The sequence below is a fragment of the Thauera linaloolentis 47Lol = DSM 12138 genome (genome assembly GCF_000310205.1).
Classification (GTDB): Bacteria; Pseudomonadota; Gammaproteobacteria; order Burkholderiales; family Rhodocyclaceae; genus Thauera; species Thauera linaloolentis.
In genome coordinates this window covers 29,980-48,986 of record NZ_AMXE01000021.1, presented here as the reverse complement: position 1 = coordinate 48,986, position 19,007 = coordinate 29,980, and the positions used below count along the sequence as shown (strand labels likewise).

Below are 19,007 nucleotides of genomic sequence, written 5' to 3'. Positions count from 1 at the left end.
GGCGTGGCGGGTGGAACGGCGGGCGACGTGCCGGCGCAGCCGCGGGCGCGTTCATGTTCAGGCCAGCTCCACCGCGTGGACCAGGCGCGTCAGCGTGGCGGCCGGGACGGGGCGTGCGTCACCGGCGAGGTGCAGGCGGTGCGCGGCGACGTGCGGGAAGAGGGCCTGCACATCCTCCGGCAACACATGGTCGCGGCCGTGGATCAGCGCCCAGGCGCGCGCGGCCGACAGCAGCCCGAGGCCGGCGCGCGGGCTGAGTCCGGCGGCGAGTTCGGCATCGTGGCGGGTGGCGGAGAGCAAGGCCTGCACGTAGTCGATCAGGCGGTCGGCGACGTGCAGGCCTTGCGCACGGCGCTGGAGTCCGGCCAGATCGTCCGGTCCGATCACCGGCGCACGCCGTTCGAGCACGCTGCGCCGGTCCTCGCCCATCAGCAGGGCGCGCTCCGCCATCGGGTCCGGATAGCCGAGCCTGATCCGCAGCAGGAAGCGGTCGAGCTGGCTTTCGGGCAGCGGAAAGGTGCCGATCTGGTGCGTGGGGTTCTGGGTGGCGATGACGAAGAAGGGTTCCGGCAGGTCGAAGGTGTGGCCATCGGCGGTGACCTGGCGTTCTTCCATCGCCTCCAGCAGCGCGCTCTGCGTCTTGGGCGTGGCGCGGTTGATCTCGTCGGCCAGCACCACTTGCGCGAACACGGGGCCGGGGTGGAAGCGGAAGGCGTTGGACTCGCGCTCGAATACGGATGCGCCAAGGATGTCGGCCGGCAGCAGGTCGCTGGTGAACTGGATGCGTTGGAGCTGCAGGCCCATCAGCTGGGCGAGGGTGTGGGCGAGCGTGGTTTTCCCCACTCCGGGCATGTCCTCGATCAGCAGATGACCGCGTGCGACCAGGCAGGCGAGGGCGAGGCGGAGCTCGTGTTCCTTGCCGAGAATGATCTGGTTCGCTGCTTCGAGCAGGCGCTTGATAGCGGTGTCTGGCGTCTCTGCGGGCATGTCGGAGGCACTGTGAAATTGGCTGCGAAGCGGTGATAATAGGCGACAAAGAGCATCGTCCAGCGCAGTCGTGCCGTGCTGATTCGACGAAAAATGGAAGCGGCCCCCGACCGAGGGCCGGCCGCTTCGAATATTCAATGCAGGAGAGAGGGGAGAGTATGACGACCACGGCATTCATCACGCATCGCGACTGCTGGCTGCACGACATGGGGTCGATGCACCCCGAATGCCCCGACCGCCTCTCCGCGATCAACGACCGTCTGATCGCGGCCGGGCTGGACATGTATATCTCCTTTTATGATGCGCCTGTCGCCACCCGCGAGCAGATCATCCGCGCCCATCCGGAGAACTACCTCGACGAACTGCTCGACAGCGTGCCCGAACACGGCATCCGCCACCTCGACCCCGACACCGCGATGAGCCCCGGCACGATGAAGGCCGCGCTGCGCTCCGCCGGCGCGGGCGTGATGGCGACCGACCTGGTGATGGCGGGCGAGATCGAGAACGCATTCTGTGCCGTGCGCCCGCCCGGCCACCATGCGGAGCGCGCCAAGGCGATGGGCTTTTGTTTCATGAACAACGTTGCCATTGCCGCGCGCCACGCGCTCGACGCCCACGGGCTGGAGCGGGTCGCGATCGTGGACTTCGACGTCCATCACGGCAATGGCACCGAGGACATCTTCCGCGACGATCCGCGCGTGATGATGGCGGGCATCTTCCAGCACCCCTTCTATCCATATTGCGGCGCCGACGATCCGCCCGCCCACATGTGCAACGTGCCGCTGCCCGCCGGCACCCGTGGAGACGGTTTCCGCCAGGTATTCGGCGACGTCGTCATCCCCGCGCTGCGCGCGCACAATCCTCAGATGATCTTCATCTCCGCTGGTTTCGACGCGCACTACGAGGACGACATGGGGTCGATGGGGCTGCTCGAGGCCGACTACGTCTGGGCGACCGAGCAGATCAAGGCGGTGGCCAACGACTGCGGCCACAAGCGCATCGTGTCCCTGCTCGAAGGCGGATACTCGCTTTCGTCGCTGGCGCGCTCGGTCGTCGCGCACATCAAGTCGCTGGCCGATCTGTGAGCCTGCAATATCCGCAAACATTCTCGCCTGCCGAGCGTGCGCGCGAAAATGCGTGCCGTGCTAGCCGCGGGGCGACGATCGGTTAGAATCCGGCTTTTAACGTTCTGCCCAAGGCCATGATTACCGGATCGCTTGTCGCAATCGTCACGCCCATGCTCGACGACGGGAGCCTCGATTATCCCCGTCTGCGCAGCCTCATCGACTGGCATATCGCCGAGGGCACCGACGGCATCGTCGTCGTCGGCACCACCGGCGAGTCGCCCACCGTCGATGTCGAGGAGCACTGCGAGCTCATCCGCGCCTCCGTCGAGCACGCGGCCGGCCGCGTGCCCGTCATCGCCGGCACCGGGGCCAACTCCACCGTCGAGGCGGTCGAGCTCGCCCAGTTCGCCAAGCAGGCGGGCGCGGCGGCCCACCTGTCGGTCGTGCCGTATTACAACCGTCCGACCCAGGAAGGCCTCTACCGGCATTTCCGCACCATCGCGGAGTCGGTCGAACTGCCGCTGATCCTCTACAACGTGCCCGGCCGCACGGTCGCCGACCTCGCCAACGACACCACGCTGCGCCTGGCCGAAGTACCGAACATCGTCGGCATCAAGGATGCGACCGGCAGCCTGGACCGCGCCTGCGACCTGGTCGAGCGCGCGCCCGAGGGCTTCGCCCTGTACAGCGGCGACGACATGTCGTCGGTGGCCTTCCTGATGCTCGGCGGGCACGGCGTCATCTCCGTGACGGCCAACGTCGCGCCGCGCGCGATGCACGAACTGTGCGCGGCCGCGGCCGCGGGCGACATGCGCAAGCTGCGCGAAACGAATGCCTTGCTGACCGGTCTCCACCGCGACCTGTTCTGCGAAGCCAATCCGATTCCGGTCAAGTGGGCCGTGGCCCGCATGGGGCTGATCGGCTACGGTATCCGTCTGCCGCTCACCCAGTTGTCCGAATCCAGCCACGAGCGCGTGCTGAAGGCGATGCGCAAGGCCGGCATCCAGGTCTGATCCGAACCTTTCTCTGCAGGAACTTCATGAATCGCTCCATGCGCACCTCCGCCTCCCTCATCGCGCTGTCCGTCGTACTTGCCGGCTGCTCGACCTCGCTGCTCGAATCCAAGCGCATCGACTACAAGGGCGCGAAGCAGATGCAGCGGCCGCTCGAGATTCCGCCGGACCTCACCGTGCCCACGCGCGACGACCGCTTCGCCGTGCCCGACGTCACGCCGCGCGGCGTGGCGACCTATTCCGCGTACTCTGCAGACCGCGGCAGCCAACCGGTCGCGGCGAGCGGCCCGGAAGTCCTCGCGGCGCCGGATACCATGCACATCGAGCGCGCCGGCAGCCAGCGCTGGCTGGTCGTCGCCGGGAAACCGGACGATCTCTGGCCGCAGATCAAGGATTTCTGGCTCGAGCTCGGATTCATCCTCAACATCGACAGCCCGGACATCGGCGTCATGGAAACCGACTGGGCCGAGGACCGCGCCAAAATCCCGCAGGATTTCCTGCGCTCCGCGATCGGCAAGGTGCTCGACGGCCTGTTCTCCACGCCCGAGCGCGACAAGTTCCGCACCCGCCTGGAGCAGGGCAAGGATGACGGCACGGTCGAGATCTACATCAGCCACCGCGGCATGATGGAAATCTATCCGAACGAGGCCAAGGACTCGACGGTCTGGCAGCCGCGCCCTGCAGACCCCGAGCTCGAAGCGGAAATGCTGCGCCGCCTGATGGTTCACCTCGGCGTCGAAGAAACACGCGCCGAAGCCGCGCTGGCCGCCGCGCCGACTGCGGAACGCGCGCGCATCACGGCCGGCACCGATGGGCAGGCTCGCCTGGTCATGGAAGAATCCTTCGACCGCGCGTGGCGCCGTGTCGGGCTTGCGCTCGATCGCATCGGCTTCACCGTCGAAGACCGTGACCGCGCCCAGGGGCTGTACTTCGTGCGCTATGTCGACCCTGAGGCCGACAACAAGACGCCGGAAAAGGGCTTCATGTCGAAGCTGGCCTTCTGGCGCAGCGACGACAAGCCGGCACAGGGCGGCAGCGAATACCGGCTGCACGTGCAGGGGCAGGGCAGCGATTCGCAGGTCACGGTGCTGACCCGCGAGGGCGGCGCGGACACCTCCGAGACCGCCAAGCGCATCCTCGGCCTGCTGCATAACGAACTGCGTTGATGCATCCTGCGTGCCGCGGACGTACCGCGGCGCGCGGCTTCATGAAAAAAGCCGGCTGTGATGCCGGCTTTTTTGCTGTCGGGCCCCCTGCGGGTGCCACGCGCCCCCGGGGGGGTATGCGCGTGGCGGCAGAGTGTGCGCGGGCCCGGTTGCGACCTGCCAAGGCGGCAGGCTTATTCCTTGTTTGCTTCCTTGGCGCTTTCGACGGCGGCTTCGGCAGCAGCCTTGGCGGCATCGACGGCGTCGGATGCACCTTCCTTGACGGCTTCCGCGCCTTCCTTAGCGGCTTCAACCGCGGCTGCGGCGTTTTCCTTGGCGGCCTCGACGGCGGCAGAGGCGCCTTCCTTCGTGGCTTCGACGGCTTCGGCAGCGCTTTCCTTGGCGGCTTCTGCGCTCTCCTTCGCTGCTTCCACGGCCTGCTGAGCCGCTTCCTGGGCTTGTTCCTGCACAGAGGCGGGCGCCGGAGCCGGAGCTTCTTCCTGCTTGCTGCAAGCGGACACGGCGAGGGCAACGAGGGCGGCGACGAGAAGGGATTGTTTCATTGCTTTTTCCTTTTTCGAGTTGAGTGCCACCGGACGTCTGGCGGCGAGTGGCACGAGTACGGCTGTTGGAACTTGAAGCGCGTCAAGTCTAGCATGCACACAGCGGAAAACCTGCGCGGATGGTGCGCCGCAAAATGTGAGCGTATTTTTCGGCTTCAGCCCGCCGCGGGCCCCCCGAAGCCGCTCTCGTACCAGTCATGCAGCATGTCCAGCAACCCGGCCGGGCAATCGGCAAAATCACCGGCCGGCAGGGCCCGGTGGTGTGCGAGGCGGGCGGCGATGTCGTGCAGTCCTGGGGCGAGTTCGAGCGGCTCGCCGTTCAGGTGGAAGCCCGCCGCCGAGAACAGCAGCAGGCTGCGGGCGTCCAGCGCGAAGCCGTGCTTGCGCAGCGCGCGTTCGAAGGCCTTGCGGCCCAGGCTCTCCGCGGGCGGTTCGAAGAACACGTGTGCCTTCGGTTCGGTCAGGTAGTCGCCGACGAAGGCTTCGATGTCCGCCCGGCTCCAGCGGATGCCCGACAGCATGCGTTCGATCTGGTCGACCATGCGGCTGCCGATTTCGGCCGAGTTCGCCTGCAGTTCGAGGTCCGGGTCGGCGTAGAGGCCGTCGAGCCCGATGCGCTCCTGCAGCCAGCCGAGGAATTCGGTGCCGAGTTCCTGCGCGGTGGGCGAGCGGAAGCCGATGGAGTAGGTCGTGCATTCGCCGACGGCAATGCCGTTGTGCGCCCAGTGTGGCGGCAGGTAGAGCATGTCGCCGGGTTCCAGCACCCAATCCTCGGTTGGCTGGAAGTGCTTCAGGATGCGCAGCGGCGCGCCGTCGACCAGCGTGCGGTCGGCCTGGTCGGAAATCTGCCAGCGGCGCTTGCCCGTGCCCTGCAGCAGGAACACGTCGTAGTTGTCGAAGTGCGGGCCGACGCCGCCGCCATCGACGGCGTAGCTCACCATCAGGTCGTCGAGCCGCGCCTGCGGGATGAAATCGAAGCAGTGCAGCAGGCGGTCGCCGTTGGGCACCCACAGGTTCAGGCCCTGCACCAGCACCGTCCAGGGCTGCTTCTTGCCGCGCAGGCGGCCGCGGCTCTGCGGGCCGTGCTCCAGCGTCCATTCGCCTTCGAGCCCGTCGGCGGGCAGGCGGATGTAGCGCGATTCGACGTCGGGGTCGCAGGCGAGCTCGAACAGTTCGTCGCGCTCCAGCACGCCCTTGAAACCGGGGACGGCCTGGCGGATCAGCAGGGGCTTCTTCTGCCAGTATTCGGCGAGGAACTCGCGCGCCGACAGGCCGCCGAGCAGGGTTTCGAGGGAAGGCAGGCGAGTGGGCGGATGAGCGGGTGAATTCATGGCGCGGATTATAGGCCCGAGCGGAGCCGGACGCTGGCGCCGGTGGAAGGTGGCCGCGACAGGGCGCAGAGAAGACGCAAGAAGCAGGTGGACGGACGCGGTAGAATCGCGCCACTTTTCTCGGCGGAATCCCCATGTCGGCAGCAGTCATCGAATCGCTGGATCACGAAGGCCGCGGCATCGCCCATGTCGACGGCAAAGCCGTCTTCATCGAAGGCGCGCTGCCGGGCGAGCGGGTGGAGTACACCGTGCTGCGCGAGCGGCCGCGCTACGCCCAGGCGGAGACGGCGCGGGTGCTGAAGGCGAGCGCGCAGCGGGTCGCACCGCGCTGCGCGCATTTCGGCACCTGTGGCGGCTGTTCGATGCAGCATCTCGACTCGTCGGCGCAGGCCGCGGCCAAGCAGCGCATCCTCGAGGACGCGCTGTGGCACATCGGCAAGGTCGAGCCGCAGATCATCCATCCGGCCATCCACGGCCCGGCCTGGGGCTACCGCTACCGCGCGCGCCTGAGCGTGCGCGTGGTGCCGAGCAAGGGCGGGGTGCTGATCGGCTTCCACCAGAAGCGCTCGAGCTACATCGCCGACATGCACGCCTGTCCGGTGCTGCCGCCGGCGATATCCGCGCTAGTGCCGGAACTGCACGGGCTGATCGCCGGGCTGTCGATCGCAGACCGCGTGCCGCAGATCGAGATCGCCGTCAGCGATACCGCGACTGCCTTCGTGTTCCGCCACCTGCTGCCGTTCAGCGTAGGCGACCGGCGTGCGCTGGCCGCTTTCGCCGACGCCCACGGCATCCAGGCCTGGACGCAGCCCGGCGGTCCGGACACTGCCGCGCCGCTGCATCCGCAGGGCGGCCCCGGTCTGGCCTATACCTTGCCCGAGTTCGATGTGCGGATGGATTTTCGGCCCACCGACTTCACCCAGGTCAACGTGCATATCAACCGGCTGCTGATCCGACGCGCCATGCAATTGCTCGAACCCCGGCCCGGCGAACGCATCGCCGACCTGTTCTGCGGCCTGGGCAACTTCAGCCTGCCGATCGCGCGGCGCGGCGCAAGCATGGTGGGCGTCGAAGGCAGCGAGGCGCTGGTCGAGCGCGCCCTGGCCAATGCGGCCGCCAACGGCCTGGCGGCGCGCTGCGAATTCCACGCCGCGAACCTGTTCGAAGCCACCGAAGACAGCCTGGCCGCGCTCGGGCCGCTCGACAAGCTGCTGATCGATCCGCCGCGCGAAGGCGCGATCGCCGTGGTCAAGGCGATCAGCCCGCTGCAGCGGCCGCCGCGCATCGTCTATGTGTCGTGCAACCCGGCCACGCTGGCGCGGGACGCGGCGGTGCTGGTGCATGAGAAAGGCTACGTATTGCGCGGCGCGGGTATCGCCAACATGTTCCCGCAGACCTCGCACGTGGAGTCGGTGGCCTTGTTCGAGTGCGTCTGAAGGCTTTTCATTTCGGCGCGCAACTGAAACAATCGCGCTCCGTGATTCATAATTATGGACACTGAAGGCATGGCGCCTCCTTTACCCGGCTCTTCCGGCAGTACTGATTCCGCGCGCGGCGAGCAGGCCGCCTGGCAGCGGCGCAGCATCGCGCAAGTGTGGCATCCCTGCACCCAGATGCAGCGCATGCAGGCCGTGCCGCCGCTGCCGATTGCCCGGGGCCAGGGGCCGTGGCTGTACGACTACGCCGGCGGGCGCTACTTCGACGCCAACAGCTCGTGGTGGGTGAACCTCTTCGGCCATGCCGACGCGCGCATCAACGCGGCGCTGCGCGAACAGCTCGACACCTTGCCGCACGTGATGCTGGCCGGCTGCACCCATGCGCCGGCGGTGGAACTGGCCGAGCGCCTGTCGGCGCTGACCGGCGGCGTGCTCGGCCACGCCTTCTACGCCAGCGACGGCGCTTCGGCGGTCGAGATCGCGCTGAAGATGAGCTTTCATTGCTGGCGCAACCGGGGCCGCGAAGCCAAGCGGGAATTCGTCTGCGTGCGCCACGGCTACCACGGCGAGACCATCGGCGCGCTGGCGGTGACCGACGTCGCGGTGTTTCGCGACGCCTATGCACCGCTGCTGCGGCAGGCCCACATCGTTGCCTCGCCCGACGCCCGCCAGGCCGCTCCGGGCGAAACCGCGGCGGACGTGGCCGCGCGTGCGCTGGACGAAGTGCGCGCGCTGTTCGAGGCCCGCCACGAGCACATCGCCGCCTTCATTGTCGAACCGCTGGTGCAGTGCGCCGCCGGCATGGCGATGCACGACCCGGCCTACCTGCGCGGCCTGCACGCGCTGTGCGACCGCTACGGCATCCATCTGATCGTCGACGAAATTGCTGTTGGCTGCGGCCGCAGCGGCAGCTTCTTCGCCTTCGAGCAGGCGGCCGAGGGCGAAGCGCCGCTGTGGCCGGACTTCATCTGCCTGTCGAAAGGCATCAGCGGCGGCTATCTGCCGCTGTCGCTGGTCTTGAGCCGCGACGACATCTACGAGGCCTTCCTCGACGACGAGGTGGCGCGCGGCTTCCTGCATTCGCATTCCTACACCGGCAATGCGCTCGCCTGCCGCGCGGCGCTGGCGGTGCTCGACCGCTTCGCGCAGGACGACGTACTGGCACGTAACCGGGCCAGTGCTGCCGCGCTCACTGCTGCGCTGGCGCCGCTGGCCGGTGACGAGCGCATCGAGCACCTGCGCCAGCGCGGCATGATCTGGGCCTTCGACGTGCGCGAAGAACTGGCCGGCGAGCGCTTCGCCGAACGCTTCCACCTCGCCGGACGCCGCCACGAACTGCTGATCCGCCCGATCGGCCGCACCGTTTACCTGATGCCGCCCTATGTGCTCGACGACGAACTGGCCGCATGGCTGGCGGCGCGCGTGCGGGCGACGCTCGACGAGGTGCTGGCAGATGTATTGGCTGAGAGCATCCCCACCCGGAGTAGCGATGCTGCTGGCGCATCTGACCCGGCGACGGCTTGAGCGCGAGGCCGCGGCCCTGCTGCGCCGCCGCCGCGTCGCCGCATCGCCCTGCGCGCCGCTGCAGACCGTCGACGACGGCCGGGGCGGCGTGCGCGAGCTGCTGAACTTCGGCAGCAACGACTACCTCGGCCTTGCCAGCCATCCGGACATCGCAGCCGCGCTGGCCGACGGCGCGCGGCGCTGGGGCGCGGGCAGCGGGGCGTCGCACCTCGTCACCGGGCACAGCCAGGCCCATGCCTTGCTCGAAGGCGAACTGGCGCGGCTGCTGTCGCCCTGGGTGCCGGATGCGGGGGCGCTGCTGTTCTGCAGCGGCTTCATGGCCAACCTGGCCTTGCTGACCACGCTCGGCGCCGAGCAGGCGGCGATCTTCGCCGACAAGCTCAACCACGCCTCGCTGGTCGACGGCAGCCTGCTCGCCGCCGCCCGCATGCGGCGCTATCCGCACGGCCGCCTCGACCTGCTCGACGCCATGCTGCGCGACTGCGAGCAGCCGATCCGGCTCATCGTCACCGACGCGGTGTTCAGCATGGACGGCGACATCGCGCCGCTGGCCGAACTGCTGGCGCTGGCCGAGCGCCACGACGCCTGGCTGATCGTCGACGACGCCCATGGCTTCGGCGTGCTCGGCGCGAACGGCGAGGGCGCGCTGGCGCATTGCGGCCTGCGCAGCGAGCGCCTGATCTACATGGGCACGCTGGGCAAGGCCGCGGGTGTGGCAGGGGCCTTCGTCGCTGCCCATCCGCTGGTCGTCGACGCGCTGCTGCAGGGCGGGCGCAGCTACATCTACACCACGGCGATGCCGCCCGCGCTGGCGCATGCGCTGGGCGTCAGCCTGGCGCTGATCAGCGGCGGGGAGGGCGCGGCGCGGCGCGAAAAGCTGGCCGCGCTGACCGCCGCGCTGCGCGCCCGGCTGTCCGATGTCATCGCGCGCAGGCCCGGCTGCGGCTGGCGACTGGCCGACTCCGCCACGCCCATCCAGCCGCTGATCGTCGGCGACAACGCCGCCGCGCTGGCGCTGGCCGCGGCGCTCGACGCGGCAGGCCTGTGGGTGCCGGCCATCCGCCCGCCCACCGTGCCGGCCAATACCGCGCGGCTGCGCATCACGCTGAGCGCGGCACATACGCTGAGCGACGTCGAGCGCTTGTGCGACGCACTGGCCGCATGCCGGCCCGAGGTGGACCGCCATGCGTGAGCATCTGATCCTGCTGCCGGGCTGGGGCCTGGGCAGCCTGCCGCTGGAGGGATTGGCCGAAGCGCTGCGCGGGCTCGATCCGATGCTGCGGGTGGACATCGCGCCGCTGCCTGAACTGGCCAGCGGCGATGTGCGCGGCTGGCTGCTGGAACTGGACGCGCGCCTGCCGCCGCAGGCCTGGCTGGGCGGCTGGTCGCTCGGCGGCCTGCTTGCCGGCGAACTGGCGGCGCTGCGCGGCGAACGCTGCCGTGGCCTGCTGACCCTGGCCAGCAATCCCCGCTTCGTGGCGGGCGCCGGCTGGCCACACGGCATGGACGAGGCGAGCTTCGATGCCTTCGTCGATGGCTGCCGCGCCGATCCTGCCGCCACCCTCAAGCGTTTCAGTCTGCTCTGCAGCCAGGGTTCGGCCGAGGCCCGCGGCTTGGCGCGGCAACTGCAGGCCGCGCTGCCTTGCACCGCGCCGCAGGTGCTGCTGGCCGGGCTGGCGGTGCTTGGCAATTGCGATGGGCGCGGCGCACTGCAGGCTTTCGCCGGGCCGCAACTGCATCTGCTTGGCGGTGCCGATGCCCTGGTGCCGGCCGAGGTGGCCGGCGAGCTGCTGGCATTACAGCCGGGCATCGAGGTCGGGCTGATCGAGGACGCAAGCCACGCCTTCCCGCTGGAGCGGCCCCGCGAGGTGGTGGCGGCGATCCTGGCGTTCATCGGCGAGGCCGGCAATGCCTGAGCACGCGCCCGCTACCCCGGACAAGCGCCAGGTGGCCGCTTCCTTCTCCCGTGCGGCAGGCAGCTACGACGCCGTCGCCTCGCTGCAGCGCGAAGTCGGTGCGCGGTTGCTGGTGCGCCTGCCGTCCCTGGCGTCCGCCCGCTGGCTCGATCTGGGCTGCGGCACCGGGCACTTCACCCGGCTGCTGGCGGAGCGCTTCGGTGCCGGCATGGCCCTGGACCTGGCCGAAGGCATGCTGCGCCATGCCCGGCCCCGGGGCGGAGCGCGGCATTTCATCGCCGGCGATGCCGAAGCCCTGCCGCTGCGCGACGGCAGTCTCGACCTGATCTATTCCAACCTCGCGGTGCAGTGGTGCGGCGACTTCGCCGCCGTGCTGGGCGAAGCGCAGCGGGTGCTGCAGCCGGGCGGGGTACTGGCCTTCAGCAGCCTGTGCGCTGGCACTCTGGGAGAACTGCGCAGCAGCTGGCAGGCAGTGGACGGCTTCACCCACGTCAACCGCTTCCGCGCCTTCGGCGACTACGAGGCCTTGTGCGCGGGCAGCGGCCTGCAAGTGCTGGCGCTCGAACGCCGGGCGCAGACCTTGCATTTTCCCGACCTGCGCGCGCTGACCCGTTCGCTCAAGGAGCTCGGCGCGCACAACCTCAACCCCGGCCGTCCAGGCGGGCTCACCGGTCCGGCGCGCATCCGCGCCCTGGCCGCCGCCTACGAGGGTTTGCGCACGGCCGAGGGCCTGCCGGCCACCTACCAGGTGGTCTACGCAGTGCTGTGCAAGAGCCGATGAGCGCGCTGAAAGGCTGGATGGAAAAGGCCATGAGCCAGGCCCGGCGCCATCGTCCGGACTGCAGCGCTTTCATCGAATTACCGGAGGAGCCGTAATGGCCCATGCCTGTTTCATCACCGGCACCGACACCGAGATCGGCAAGACCACCATCGCCGCCGCCGTCGTCGGCCTGCTGGGCAAGACCGGGCTGCGCGTCGCCGGGCTGAAGCCGGTCGCCGCCGGCATCAGCGTGATCGACGGCGAACGCATCAACGAAGACGTCCATGCGCTGCGTGCCGCGAGCAACGTGGCGCTGAGCGCCGACGAGATCGCACCGTTCCAGTTCGAGGCCGCCTGCGCGCCGCACGTCGCCGCCGCGCTTGAAGGCCGCAGCATCGACCGTGGCCGTATACTGGCGGCCATCCGGGCTGCGGCGGCGCGTTGCGACAGGGTGGTGGTCGAAGGCGTGGGCGGTTTTCGCGTGCCCTTCGACGACGCCGGAGGCTGGGACAGCGCCGACCTGGCGCGCGACCTGGATTTGCCGGTGCTGATGGTGGTCGGCCTGCGCCTGGGCGCGATCAACCATGCGCTGCTGACCGCCGAAGCCATCCGCGCGCGTGGGCTGCGCTTGTGCGGCTGGGTGGCCAACACCATCGATCCGGCGATGGCCCAGGCTTCCGCCACGCTCGATGCGCTGGCCGTCGGCCTGGGCAGTGCGCCTTGCCTGGGCCTGGTGCCGCGCCTGCCGGCACCGTCGCCCGAAGCCATCGCACCCTACCTGAACGTGCCTGCGTTGCACCGATTGTTCGATTCCGATTCCGTCCTCAAGGAGAACCCATGAACACTGTCGCCACCGTGTCGCCCGACGCCCTGCGCCGTACCGCGCCCCAGCCCGCCCCGGCGGCCACCGGCGCCTGGCGCGTCGAAGAGATCGAAGCCCTGTTCGCGCTGCCTTTCATGGAACTGGTGTTCCGCGCCCAGCAGGTTCATCGCCAGCATTTCGATCCGAGCGAGATCCAGCTTTCGACCCTGCTGTCGATCAAGACCGGCGGCTGCGCCGAGGACTGCGGCTACTGCTCGCAGTCGGCCCACTTCGATACCGGCCTGAAGGCCGAAAAGCTGATGCCGGTCGACGAGGTGATCGAGGCCGCGCGCGCCGCCAAGGCCCAGGGCGCCAGCCGCTTCTGCATGGGCGCCGCGTGGCGCTCGCCCAAGGCGCGCGACATGGAGCGGGTGACCACGATGGTGCGCGAAGTGAAGGCGCTCGGGATGGAAACCTGCATGACGCTGGGCATGCTGAACGCGGACCAGGCCCATTCGCTGAAGGATGCCGGCCTCGACTACTACAACCACAACCTCGACACCGCGCCGGAATACTACGGCAAGGTGATCGGCACCCGCACCTACCAGGACCGCCTCGACACTCTCGGCAACGTGCGCGGGGCCGGCATCAACGTGTGCAGCGGCGGCATCGTCGGCATGGGCGAGACGCGCGCCCACCGCGCGGCCCTCATCGCCCAGCTCGCCAACCTCGAACCGCCGCCCGAATCGGTGCCGATCAACAACCTGGTGCCCATCCCCGGCACGCCGCTGGCCGACGTCGAGCCGATCGACCCTTTCGAGTTCGTCCGCACCATCGCCGTGGCGCGCATCACCATGCCGCGCAGCTACGTCCGCCTGTCGGCCGGGCGCGAGGAAATGGACGAGGCGCTGCAGGCGATGTGCCTGATGGCCGGCGCCAACTCGATCTTCTACGGCGACCACCTGTTGACCACCCCCAACCCCGGCACCGGCCGCGACCGCAGCCTGCTCGAGCGGCTCGACATGCGCATCGAGGGGCAGAACGCCGCGTGAAACCGCCGCCCGGCCGCCCGAAGAGCGCGCGGGATGCCGGGGCGACGGGCGGCAGCGGCCCGGGGCCAGCGCCGGCCCGTCGGCCTTCGATGCCGGCGCTTCTGCAGCGACCCCGGGCCTGCCCGACGGAACGGCTGCCCGGTGCTATAATCGCGCCCTCTTGCGGAGGCGTGGCAGAGCGGTTGAATGCAACGGTCTTGAAAACCGTCAGGGGTTTACGCCCCTCGTGAGTTCGAATCTCACCGCCTCCGCCAGAATCCGATCTGGCCCCGCGTTCGACGGGGCCGAATGCGGCAGACGCCCGACCGTCGTCCAGGCCCTTGCCCCACGATATCTGCCCAAGTTTGAGCGGTGCGTACAAATGGCGCACAATGAGTGCGTTATTTCTGAGGAGAGTCCCATGAGCTCCCTTACCAAGGACACACGTCTGCACATCCGCTGCGATCAGGAGGTCCGTCACCTGCTCGACAAGGCAGCGGCCTACGAGAACATGAGCGTGTCGGAGTTCGTGCTCCGGCACGCCGTCGACCAAGCCCGCTCTGCGGTGCAGCGGCACGAAGCCATTACCCTGTCGCAGAAGGATTTTGCGGCCTTCCTGGCCGCCCTGGATGCCCCGGCTCAGCCCGCTCCGGCCTTGCAGCGGGCGTTTGCCCGCCACGCGAACCAGGTGCGCTGAGTGGAGTACCGCATTCGTCCGCTGGACAACGAGGCCGACACCGCCAGTTTCCGGTGTGGGGAGGCGGCGCTGGATCAATATCTCCATCGTCATGCCAGGCAGGACATCAAGCGTGGGGTGGGGCGGGTGTTTGTGGCAACGCCGGCCGACCAGGCCAGTGAGGTCGCAGGGTTCTACTCCCTCAGCGCTGCCAGTGTCGCTGCCGAACAGTTGCCCGATTCCCTGCGAAAAAAGCTGCCGCGTTATCCCGTTCCTGCGGCCCTGCTCGGCCGGCTTGCGGTGAGTGAAGCGGCGCAGGGGAAGGGCCTGGGTTCCATCCTGCTGGTCGATGCATGCAAGCGCGTCGTCGCCGCCAGCCAGACGCTCGCGGTGGCGGTCATCATCGTCGATGCCAAGTCGCCCGCGGCGGCGGCGTTCTACCGGCACTTCGGCTTTGTAGAACTTCCTGGCCAGCCGGGACGCTGGATGTTGCCGAGAGCCTATTTCGCCCGGGGATTCTGACTTTATTCTTGAAGCGCATATCCCGTTTTTATGCGCAAAGTGCATAAATCGGAAATATTCATCTGGCGCATATTGTCCGTGCCTACGATACGGACCGTTGATCAGCTTGCTTGCCTTCCATGTCAAATCTGACCCCGCGTTCGCCGGGGCCGACAGCCCCGAAGCCCTTTCTTTCCAGATTCAGTCTCCAGGAATCATCCCGCCGCCGGGCCGCATTCGCCCAGGAACCAGTCGCGGAAGCGGCCCAATGCCTCGTCGTCGGCCTTGTCCTCGCGGTAGGCGAGGTAATGGCGTGTCTCTTCCAGTTCCACTTCGTGTTCGACCGGCCGGACCAGCCGGCCCTGCTGGATCAGGGGCGCCACTAGGTGGTCCCAGCCCAGGGAGATGCCTTGGCCGTTGAGCGCCATCTGGATCAGCAGGTTGTAGTCGTTGGCGCTGAAGTAGTGCCGGCCGCTGCGGAGGCGGTCTTCGATGTCCAGGTGGTGGATGGCCAGCCATACGCCCCAGTCGACGTGCTCGGAGATCCCCGTGCGCTCATAGGGAGTCAGGTCGAGCAAGACGCCCTGCATCAATTCCTCGATGGTCCGTATTTCCGGATGCGCCTCCAGGTAGGCGGGCGCGCAGACCGGATAGATCCGGTCGTGGAACAGCGGCTTGCTGATGTAGCCGTCCCGTATCGATGAAAGCTTGGTGATGAAAACGTCCGGCTGGATGCCGGGGGCCATGGACAGGAAGTTCTGGGTCGACACCAAGTCGAGGTCGATGTCCGGATTGGCGCTGAAGAAGTTGGGCAGCCGGTGCGCCATCCACAGCGCCGAGAAGGCCGTTGAGCAGCACATGCTCAGGGTGCGCCGGGTGCTGCTGCCGTGGCCTTGCCGGATGCGTATCGCGGCCTGGGCGATGTTGATGAAGGACAGTTGCGCGGCATCGAAGAAGGTGGAGCCGGCCGCGGTCAGTTCGACCGAACGCCCGGTGCGCGTGAACAGCGCCGTACCCAGATGTTCTTCGAGTTCTTTGATCTGGCGGCTGATCGCGGCCTGGGTGACGCACAGCGTTTCGGCGGCGCGGGTGAAGCTCTGGTGGCGGGCTGCGACGACGAAACATCTGACTGCCCGCAGGGAGGGCATCTTGAGCAGCAACTGGCCGGGCGCTGTGCGTTTGTTCATAACATGAGGTTATCGATAGTCCGGAAAAAAGGTCGTTTGTCCAGAAATGGCTGCGTCTCTAGACTCTGCAAAAAATAAATTGATCGGAAGATAAGGCGGAGACCATGAAATGACAAGAGTGACCACGCTTCCTGCAGACGATGCCGCCTGCGGTTGGTATCACACCAGCGCGCCTCGCCGGGCAAAGGAAAGTCATTCCGGTGAAAAGAAGACCCGCTGGGCGGTGATCGGTGCCGGATTCACCGGCCTGGCGGCGGCGCGGCAATTGGCCTTGAATTTCCCGGATGAGGAAGTCGTGCTGATCGAGGCCCAGGAAGTGGGTTTCGGCACTTCGGGACGAAATGCCGGATTCGCGATCGACTTGCCGCACGACATCGGCGCCAAGGATTACATCGGCGACATCAATATTGCACAGAGCACGCTCAAGCTCAATCTGCTGGGGCAGTCCATTCTGCGCTCGCTGGTGGAGCAGCACGGCATCGATTGCCAGATGCACGCCTGCGGGAAATACCAGGGCGCCATCGAGGATCGCGGCGTGGCCGTGCTCGATGCCTATCGCAGCGGGCTGGACAAGCTCGGCCAGCCCTACGAAGTGATTGAAGGCAAGGATCTGCCGGATCACATCGGCACCTCGTTCTACCGCAAGGCGCTATTCACGCCCGGTACGATCCTGATCCAGCCCTCGGCGCTGGTGAAAGGGCTGGCCGACAGCCTGCCGTCCAATGTCACGCTGTACGAGAATACCCCCATCACCGATTTCGAATACGGCGACAAGGTGGTGCTGGGGCATCGCAACGGCCGCATCACGGCAGACAAGCTGGTGCTGGCCAACAACGCCTTCGGCATGCGCTTCGGCTTCCTGCAGCGGACGATGCTGCCGATGTTCCTGTACGCCAGCCTGACCCGGCCGCTGACCGCGGCCGAGCAGGCGCAATTGGGCGGCAAGCCGTTCTGGGGCGTGATTCCCGCCGATCCGTTCGGCAGCACGGTGCGCCGCACGCCCGACAACCGCATCCTGATGCGCAACAGCTTCAGCTTCAACCCGAATCAGCAGCCGAAGCTGCATTGCCTGGAGCGTTTCGTCCGCAATCATCGCCTTTCTTTCGAGCGGCGCTTCCCGATGCTGCCGGACGTCGATTTCGAATACACCTGGAGCGGCTCGCTGGCGCTGTCGCAGAACCACAAGGGCTTTTTCGGCCAGCTTGCGCCCAATGTGTATGGCGTGCTGTGCTGCAACGGCCTGGGCGTCACCCGCGGCACCGTGACCGGAACGCTGCTGGCCGACTGGATCGCCGGCCAGCGCAATGAACAGATCGATTTCCTGCTGGACACCTCCGGGCCGAACAAGGTGCCCCCCGAACCATTCCTGTCGATCGGCGTGAATGCCACCCTCTGGTGGGGGCAGATGAAAGCCGGCAAGGAAATGTAATCGCCTGAAGTGATCCGCGCGCGCCATTACCGATGGCGCGGCGCTCGATTGGCGGCCTGCAGATGGCGCCGGGTGGCGCTCGTCCATCCGCAGGGCAATTTCCCCGAATGGGACGTCAGGCGATCGTCCGGAAAAGGAAATGAACCGCCGGATTTGATTGATACCCAAACAAGGATGCAGGAGGCAAGATGAATCAAGCTTATTCAAAGGGAACAGGCCGCGCCGTTTCCATCGAGGATGTTCCCATCAATGGTTTCCACCAATTACTGACCGTTCGTTCGGGCGGCGGCTGGGTGATGGACGGCTACATCCTCAGCATCATCGGTGTCGCCCTGATGCAGTTGTCGGCCGAATTGAGCCTGGACAGTTTCTGGGAAGGCATGATCGCGGCCTCGGCACTGATCGGCATTTTCTTCGCGGGCTTCTTCGGCGGCTGGCTCACCGACAAGCTGGGACGGCAGAAACTGTATTTCGTCCCGCCCATCCTGTTTACGCTGTGCTCGCTGGCGCATCTGTGGGTGGATTCCGCCGTCGCCATCTTCATGCTGCGCTTCCTCATCGGCGTCGGCGTGGGCATCGAATACCCGGTGGCCAGTTCGCTGCTGGTGGAGTTCCTGCCCAGCAAGAACCGTGGCCCCCGGCTGGCGGCGCTGACGATTCTCTGGTTCGCCGGTGCGGCGCTGGCCTACATCGTCGGCAACGCCATCCTGAGTGCGGCAGGTCCGGAAGCCTGGCACTGGGTGCTGGCCAGCCCGGCGGTGCTCGGCGTGATGCTGTTCCTGGTGCGCCTGGGGACGCCGGAGTCGGCACGCTGGCTGCTCAGCAAGGGGCGCAGCGTCGAGGCCGATCGTGTCATCAAGAAGGTCTACGGCCCGACGTTCTCGCTGGCCAACATGCCGGAAGCGCCTGCCGACAAGAAGGTCTCGCTCGGTACGCTGATCCAGTCCGGCTACGGCAAGCGCCTGCTGTTCGTCGGCGTGTTCTGGGCCTGCTCGGTGATTCCGGTGTTCGCCGTGTATGCCTTCGTGCCGAAGGTGCTGGCAGCGCTGAACCTGACCGGCGACTGGGCGGCCTATGGTTCGATCGCGATCACGCTGCTGTTTGTGGTGGGTTGCATCGTCGCCACGCCGCTGGTGAACATCATCGGCCGCCGCCCGCTGCTGATCTGGAGCTTCCTGCTGTCGGCGCTGGCGCTGCTGGGACTGGGCAGCTTCTCGAACAGCGCGGAATGGGTGGTGCTGAGCTTCTTCGGCCTCTACGCCTTGTTCATCGGCGGCGCGCAGGTGCTGCAACTGGTGTATCCGAACGAGATCTTCCCGACCGACATCCGGGCTGCCGGCGTGGGCATCGGCGCGTCGATCTCGCGTATCGGTGCGGCCATCGGCACCTGGCTGGTCCCGATCTCGCTGGTGAGCATCGGCATCGGCAACACCATGTACGCCGCCGCCGCGGTGTCCGTCGTCGGCCTGGCCGTGTCGGTGTGGCTGGCGCCGGAAACCCGCGGCATGAGCCTGGAAGACGCCGCTTCGCTGAAGCGCTGAATCCCGGATTTTCCCTGAACCCCTTTCAACCTCATTCGCGTGTCGCTGCCGGAGCGGCGGCACGCTTTTCACCGGGAACACCCTTCCCACACCAATGG

The 19,007-nt window shown here is 67.5% G+C and carries 18 protein-coding genes and 1 tRNA gene; 15 read left to right on the top strand and 4 right to left on the bottom strand.

What is annotated here, in order from left to right; all coding sequences use genetic code 11:
• Positions 1-57: 57 nt before the first annotated feature.
• The gene (locus tag C666_RS08015; protein WP_004336415.1) at positions 58-987 is read right to left on the bottom strand and encodes an AAA family ATPase; all 930 of its coding nucleotides are present in this window, start codon (positions 985-987) and stop codon (positions 58-60) included.
• A gap of 158 nt (positions 988-1,145) precedes the next feature.
• Here C666_RS08015 and C666_RS08010 point away from each other — a divergent pair, with 158 nt between their 5' ends.
• From C666_RS08010 to bamC, 3 genes are all read left to right on the top strand, one after another.
• Positions 1,146-2,072: a histone deacetylase family protein gene (locus tag C666_RS08010; protein WP_004336413.1), complete on the top strand. Its 927-nt coding sequence runs from the start codon at positions 1,146-1,148 to the stop codon at positions 2,070-2,072.
• A gap of 116 nt (positions 2,073-2,188) precedes the next feature.
• Positions 2,189-3,067, top strand: coding sequence for a 4-hydroxy-tetrahydrodipicolinate synthase (dapA, locus tag C666_RS08005; RefSeq protein WP_004336411.1), 879 nt, complete (start codon positions 2,189-2,191; stop codon positions 3,065-3,067).
• A gap of 26 nt (positions 3,068-3,093) precedes the next feature.
• A complete protein-coding gene (gene bamC / locus C666_RS08000) occupies positions 3,094-4,233 on the top strand; it encodes an NlpB/DapX family lipoprotein (RefSeq protein ID WP_004336409.1) in 1,140 nt (379 codons plus the stop codon).
• 173 nt (positions 4,234-4,406) lie between these two features.
• Here bamC and C666_RS07995 read toward each other — a convergent pair whose 3' ends face one another.
• Both C666_RS07995 and C666_RS07990 read right to left on the bottom strand, forming a co-directional pair.
• Positions 4,407-4,805 carry a hypothetical protein gene (locus C666_RS07995; protein ID WP_245603885.1) on the bottom strand — a complete coding sequence of 133 codons (399 nt, stop codon included), beginning with the start codon at positions 4,803-4,805 and terminating at the stop codon, positions 4,407-4,409.
• Positions 4,806-4,930: 125 nt separating this feature from the next.
• Positions 4,931-6,106 carry a cupin domain-containing protein gene (locus C666_RS07990; RefSeq protein WP_004336406.1) on the bottom strand — a complete coding sequence of 392 codons (1,176 nt, stop codon included), beginning with the start codon at positions 6,104-6,106 and terminating at the stop codon, positions 4,931-4,933.
• Positions 6,107-6,240: 134 nt separating this feature from the next.
• On the opposite strand from C666_RS07990, the gene rlmD reads away from it, so the two are divergent.
• The 10 genes from rlmD (at position 6,241) to C666_RS07940 (ending at position 14,773) form a co-directional block, all read left to right on the top strand.
• On the top strand, positions 6,241-7,542 hold the full coding sequence (gene rlmD, locus C666_RS07985; RefSeq protein ID WP_004336403.1) for a 23S rRNA (uracil(1939)-C(5))-methyltransferase RlmD: 1,302 nt from the start codon (positions 6,241-6,243) through the stop codon (positions 7,540-7,542).
• 69 nt (positions 7,543-7,611) lie between these two features.
• Positions 7,612-9,066, top strand: a complete 1,455-nt coding sequence (gene bioA / locus C666_RS07980) for an adenosylmethionine--8-amino-7-oxononanoate transaminase (RefSeq protein ID WP_004336402.1) — start codon at positions 7,612-7,614, stop codon at positions 9,064-9,066.
• The gene (gene bioF, locus C666_RS07975) at positions 9,032-10,258 is read left to right on the top strand and encodes an 8-amino-7-oxononanoate synthase (protein WP_004336400.1); all 1,227 of its coding nucleotides are present in this window, start codon (positions 9,032-9,034) and stop codon (positions 10,256-10,258) included. Before bioA ends, bioF begins: the two co-directional genes overlap by 35 nt.
• A complete protein-coding gene (locus C666_RS07970) occupies positions 10,251-10,982 on the top strand; it encodes an alpha/beta fold hydrolase (protein ID WP_004336397.1) in 732 nt (243 codons plus the stop codon). Before bioF ends, C666_RS07970 begins: the two co-directional genes overlap by 8 nt.
• Positions 10,975-11,763 carry a malonyl-ACP O-methyltransferase BioC gene (bioC, locus tag C666_RS07965; protein WP_004336395.1) on the top strand — a complete coding sequence of 263 codons (789 nt, stop codon included), beginning with the start codon at positions 10,975-10,977 and terminating at the stop codon, positions 11,761-11,763. Before C666_RS07970 ends, bioC begins: the two co-directional genes overlap by 8 nt.
• A 94-nt stretch (positions 11,764-11,857) precedes the next feature.
• Positions 11,858-12,583, top strand: coding sequence for a dethiobiotin synthase (gene bioD / locus C666_RS07960; protein WP_004336394.1), 726 nt, complete (start codon positions 11,858-11,860; stop codon positions 12,581-12,583).
• Positions 12,580-13,596 (top strand): biotin synthase BioB, encoded by a 1,017-nt coding sequence (bioB, locus tag C666_RS07955; RefSeq protein WP_004336393.1) that lies wholly within the window; start codon positions 12,580-12,582, stop codon positions 13,594-13,596. Before bioD ends, bioB begins: the two co-directional genes overlap by 4 nt.
• A 164-nt stretch (positions 13,597-13,760) precedes the next feature.
• Positions 13,761-13,850 (top strand) — tRNA-Ser (locus tag C666_RS07950).
• A 146-nt stretch (positions 13,851-13,996) separates the two neighbouring features.
• Positions 13,997-14,272, top strand: a complete 276-nt coding sequence (locus tag C666_RS07945; protein ID WP_004336392.1) for a type II toxin-antitoxin system TacA family antitoxin — start codon at positions 13,997-13,999, stop codon at positions 14,270-14,272.
• On the top strand, positions 14,273-14,773 hold the full coding sequence (locus C666_RS07940) for a GNAT family N-acetyltransferase (protein WP_004336391.1): 501 nt from the start codon (positions 14,273-14,275) through the stop codon (positions 14,771-14,773).
• 194 nt (positions 14,774-14,967) lie between these two features.
• Here the strand turns inward: C666_RS07940 and C666_RS07935 are convergent, their stop codons facing one another.
• Positions 14,968-15,939, bottom strand: a complete 972-nt coding sequence (locus C666_RS07935; protein ID WP_004336390.1) for a LysR substrate-binding domain-containing protein — start codon at positions 15,937-15,939, stop codon at positions 14,968-14,970.
• A gap of 109 nt (positions 15,940-16,048) precedes the next feature.
• Here C666_RS07935 and C666_RS07930 point away from each other — a divergent pair, with 109 nt between their 5' ends.
• Both C666_RS07930 and C666_RS07925 read left to right on the top strand, forming a co-directional pair.
• Complete coding sequence (locus C666_RS07930) at positions 16,049-17,368, top strand: NAD(P)/FAD-dependent oxidoreductase (RefSeq protein WP_004336389.1); 1,320 nt, start codon at positions 16,049-16,051, stop codon at positions 17,366-17,368.
• A gap of 188 nt (positions 17,369-17,556) precedes the next feature.
• A complete protein-coding gene (locus C666_RS07925; protein WP_051019886.1) occupies positions 17,557-18,909 on the top strand; it encodes an MFS transporter in 1,353 nt (450 codons plus the stop codon).
• The last annotated feature ends 98 nt before the right edge of the window (positions 18,910-19,007 follow it).

Excerpts from the sequence above, each read along its gene's own strand:
- bamC (WP_004336409.1), top strand. The coding sequence starts at position 3,094 with ATGAATCGCTCCATGCGCACCTCCGCCTCCCTCATCGCGCTGTCCGTC.
- C666_RS07925 (WP_051019886.1), top strand. The coding sequence starts at position 17,557 with ATGAATCAAGCTTATTCAAAGGGAACAGGCCGCGCCGTTTCCATCGAG.
- dapA (WP_004336411.1), top strand. The coding sequence starts at position 2,189 with ATGATTACCGGATCGCTTGTCGCAATCGTCACGCCCATGCTCGACGAC.
- C666_RS07930 (WP_004336389.1), top strand. The coding sequence starts at position 16,049 with ATGACAAGAGTGACCACGCTTCCTGCAGACGATGCCGCCTGCGGTTGG.
- bioF (WP_004336400.1), top strand. The coding sequence starts at position 9,032 with ATGCTGCTGGCGCATCTGACCCGGCGACGGCTTGAGCGCGAGGCCGCG.
- rlmD (WP_004336403.1), top strand. The coding sequence starts at position 6,241 with ATGTCGGCAGCAGTCATCGAATCGCTGGATCACGAAGGCCGCGGCATC.
- bioD (WP_004336394.1), top strand. The coding sequence starts at position 11,858 with ATGGCCCATGCCTGTTTCATCACCGGCACCGACACCGAGATCGGCAAG.
- bioC (WP_004336395.1), top strand. The coding sequence starts at position 10,975 with ATGCCTGAGCACGCGCCCGCTACCCCGGACAAGCGCCAGGTGGCCGCT.
- C666_RS07990 (WP_004336406.1), bottom strand. The coding sequence starts at position 6,106 with ATGAATTCACCCGCTCATCCGCCCACTCGCCTGCCTTCCCTCGAAACC.
- C666_RS07970 (WP_004336397.1), top strand. The coding sequence starts at position 10,251 with ATGCGTGAGCATCTGATCCTGCTGCCGGGCTGGGGCCTGGGCAGCCTG.
- C666_RS08015 (WP_004336415.1), bottom strand. The coding sequence starts at position 987 with ATGCCCGCAGAGACGCCAGACACCGCTATCAAGCGCCTGCTCGAAGCA.
- C666_RS07945 (WP_004336392.1), top strand. The coding sequence starts at position 13,997 with ATGAGCTCCCTTACCAAGGACACACGTCTGCACATCCGCTGCGATCAG.
- bioA (WP_004336402.1), top strand. The coding sequence starts at position 7,612 with ATGGCGCCTCCTTTACCCGGCTCTTCCGGCAGTACTGATTCCGCGCGC.
- C666_RS07935 (WP_004336390.1), bottom strand. The coding sequence starts at position 15,939 with ATGAACAAACGCACAGCGCCCGGCCAGTTGCTGCTCAAGATGCCCTCC.
- C666_RS08010 (WP_004336413.1), top strand. The coding sequence starts at position 1,146 with ATGACGACCACGGCATTCATCACGCATCGCGACTGCTGGCTGCACGAC.
- bioB (WP_004336393.1), top strand. The coding sequence starts at position 12,580 with ATGAACACTGTCGCCACCGTGTCGCCCGACGCCCTGCGCCGTACCGCG.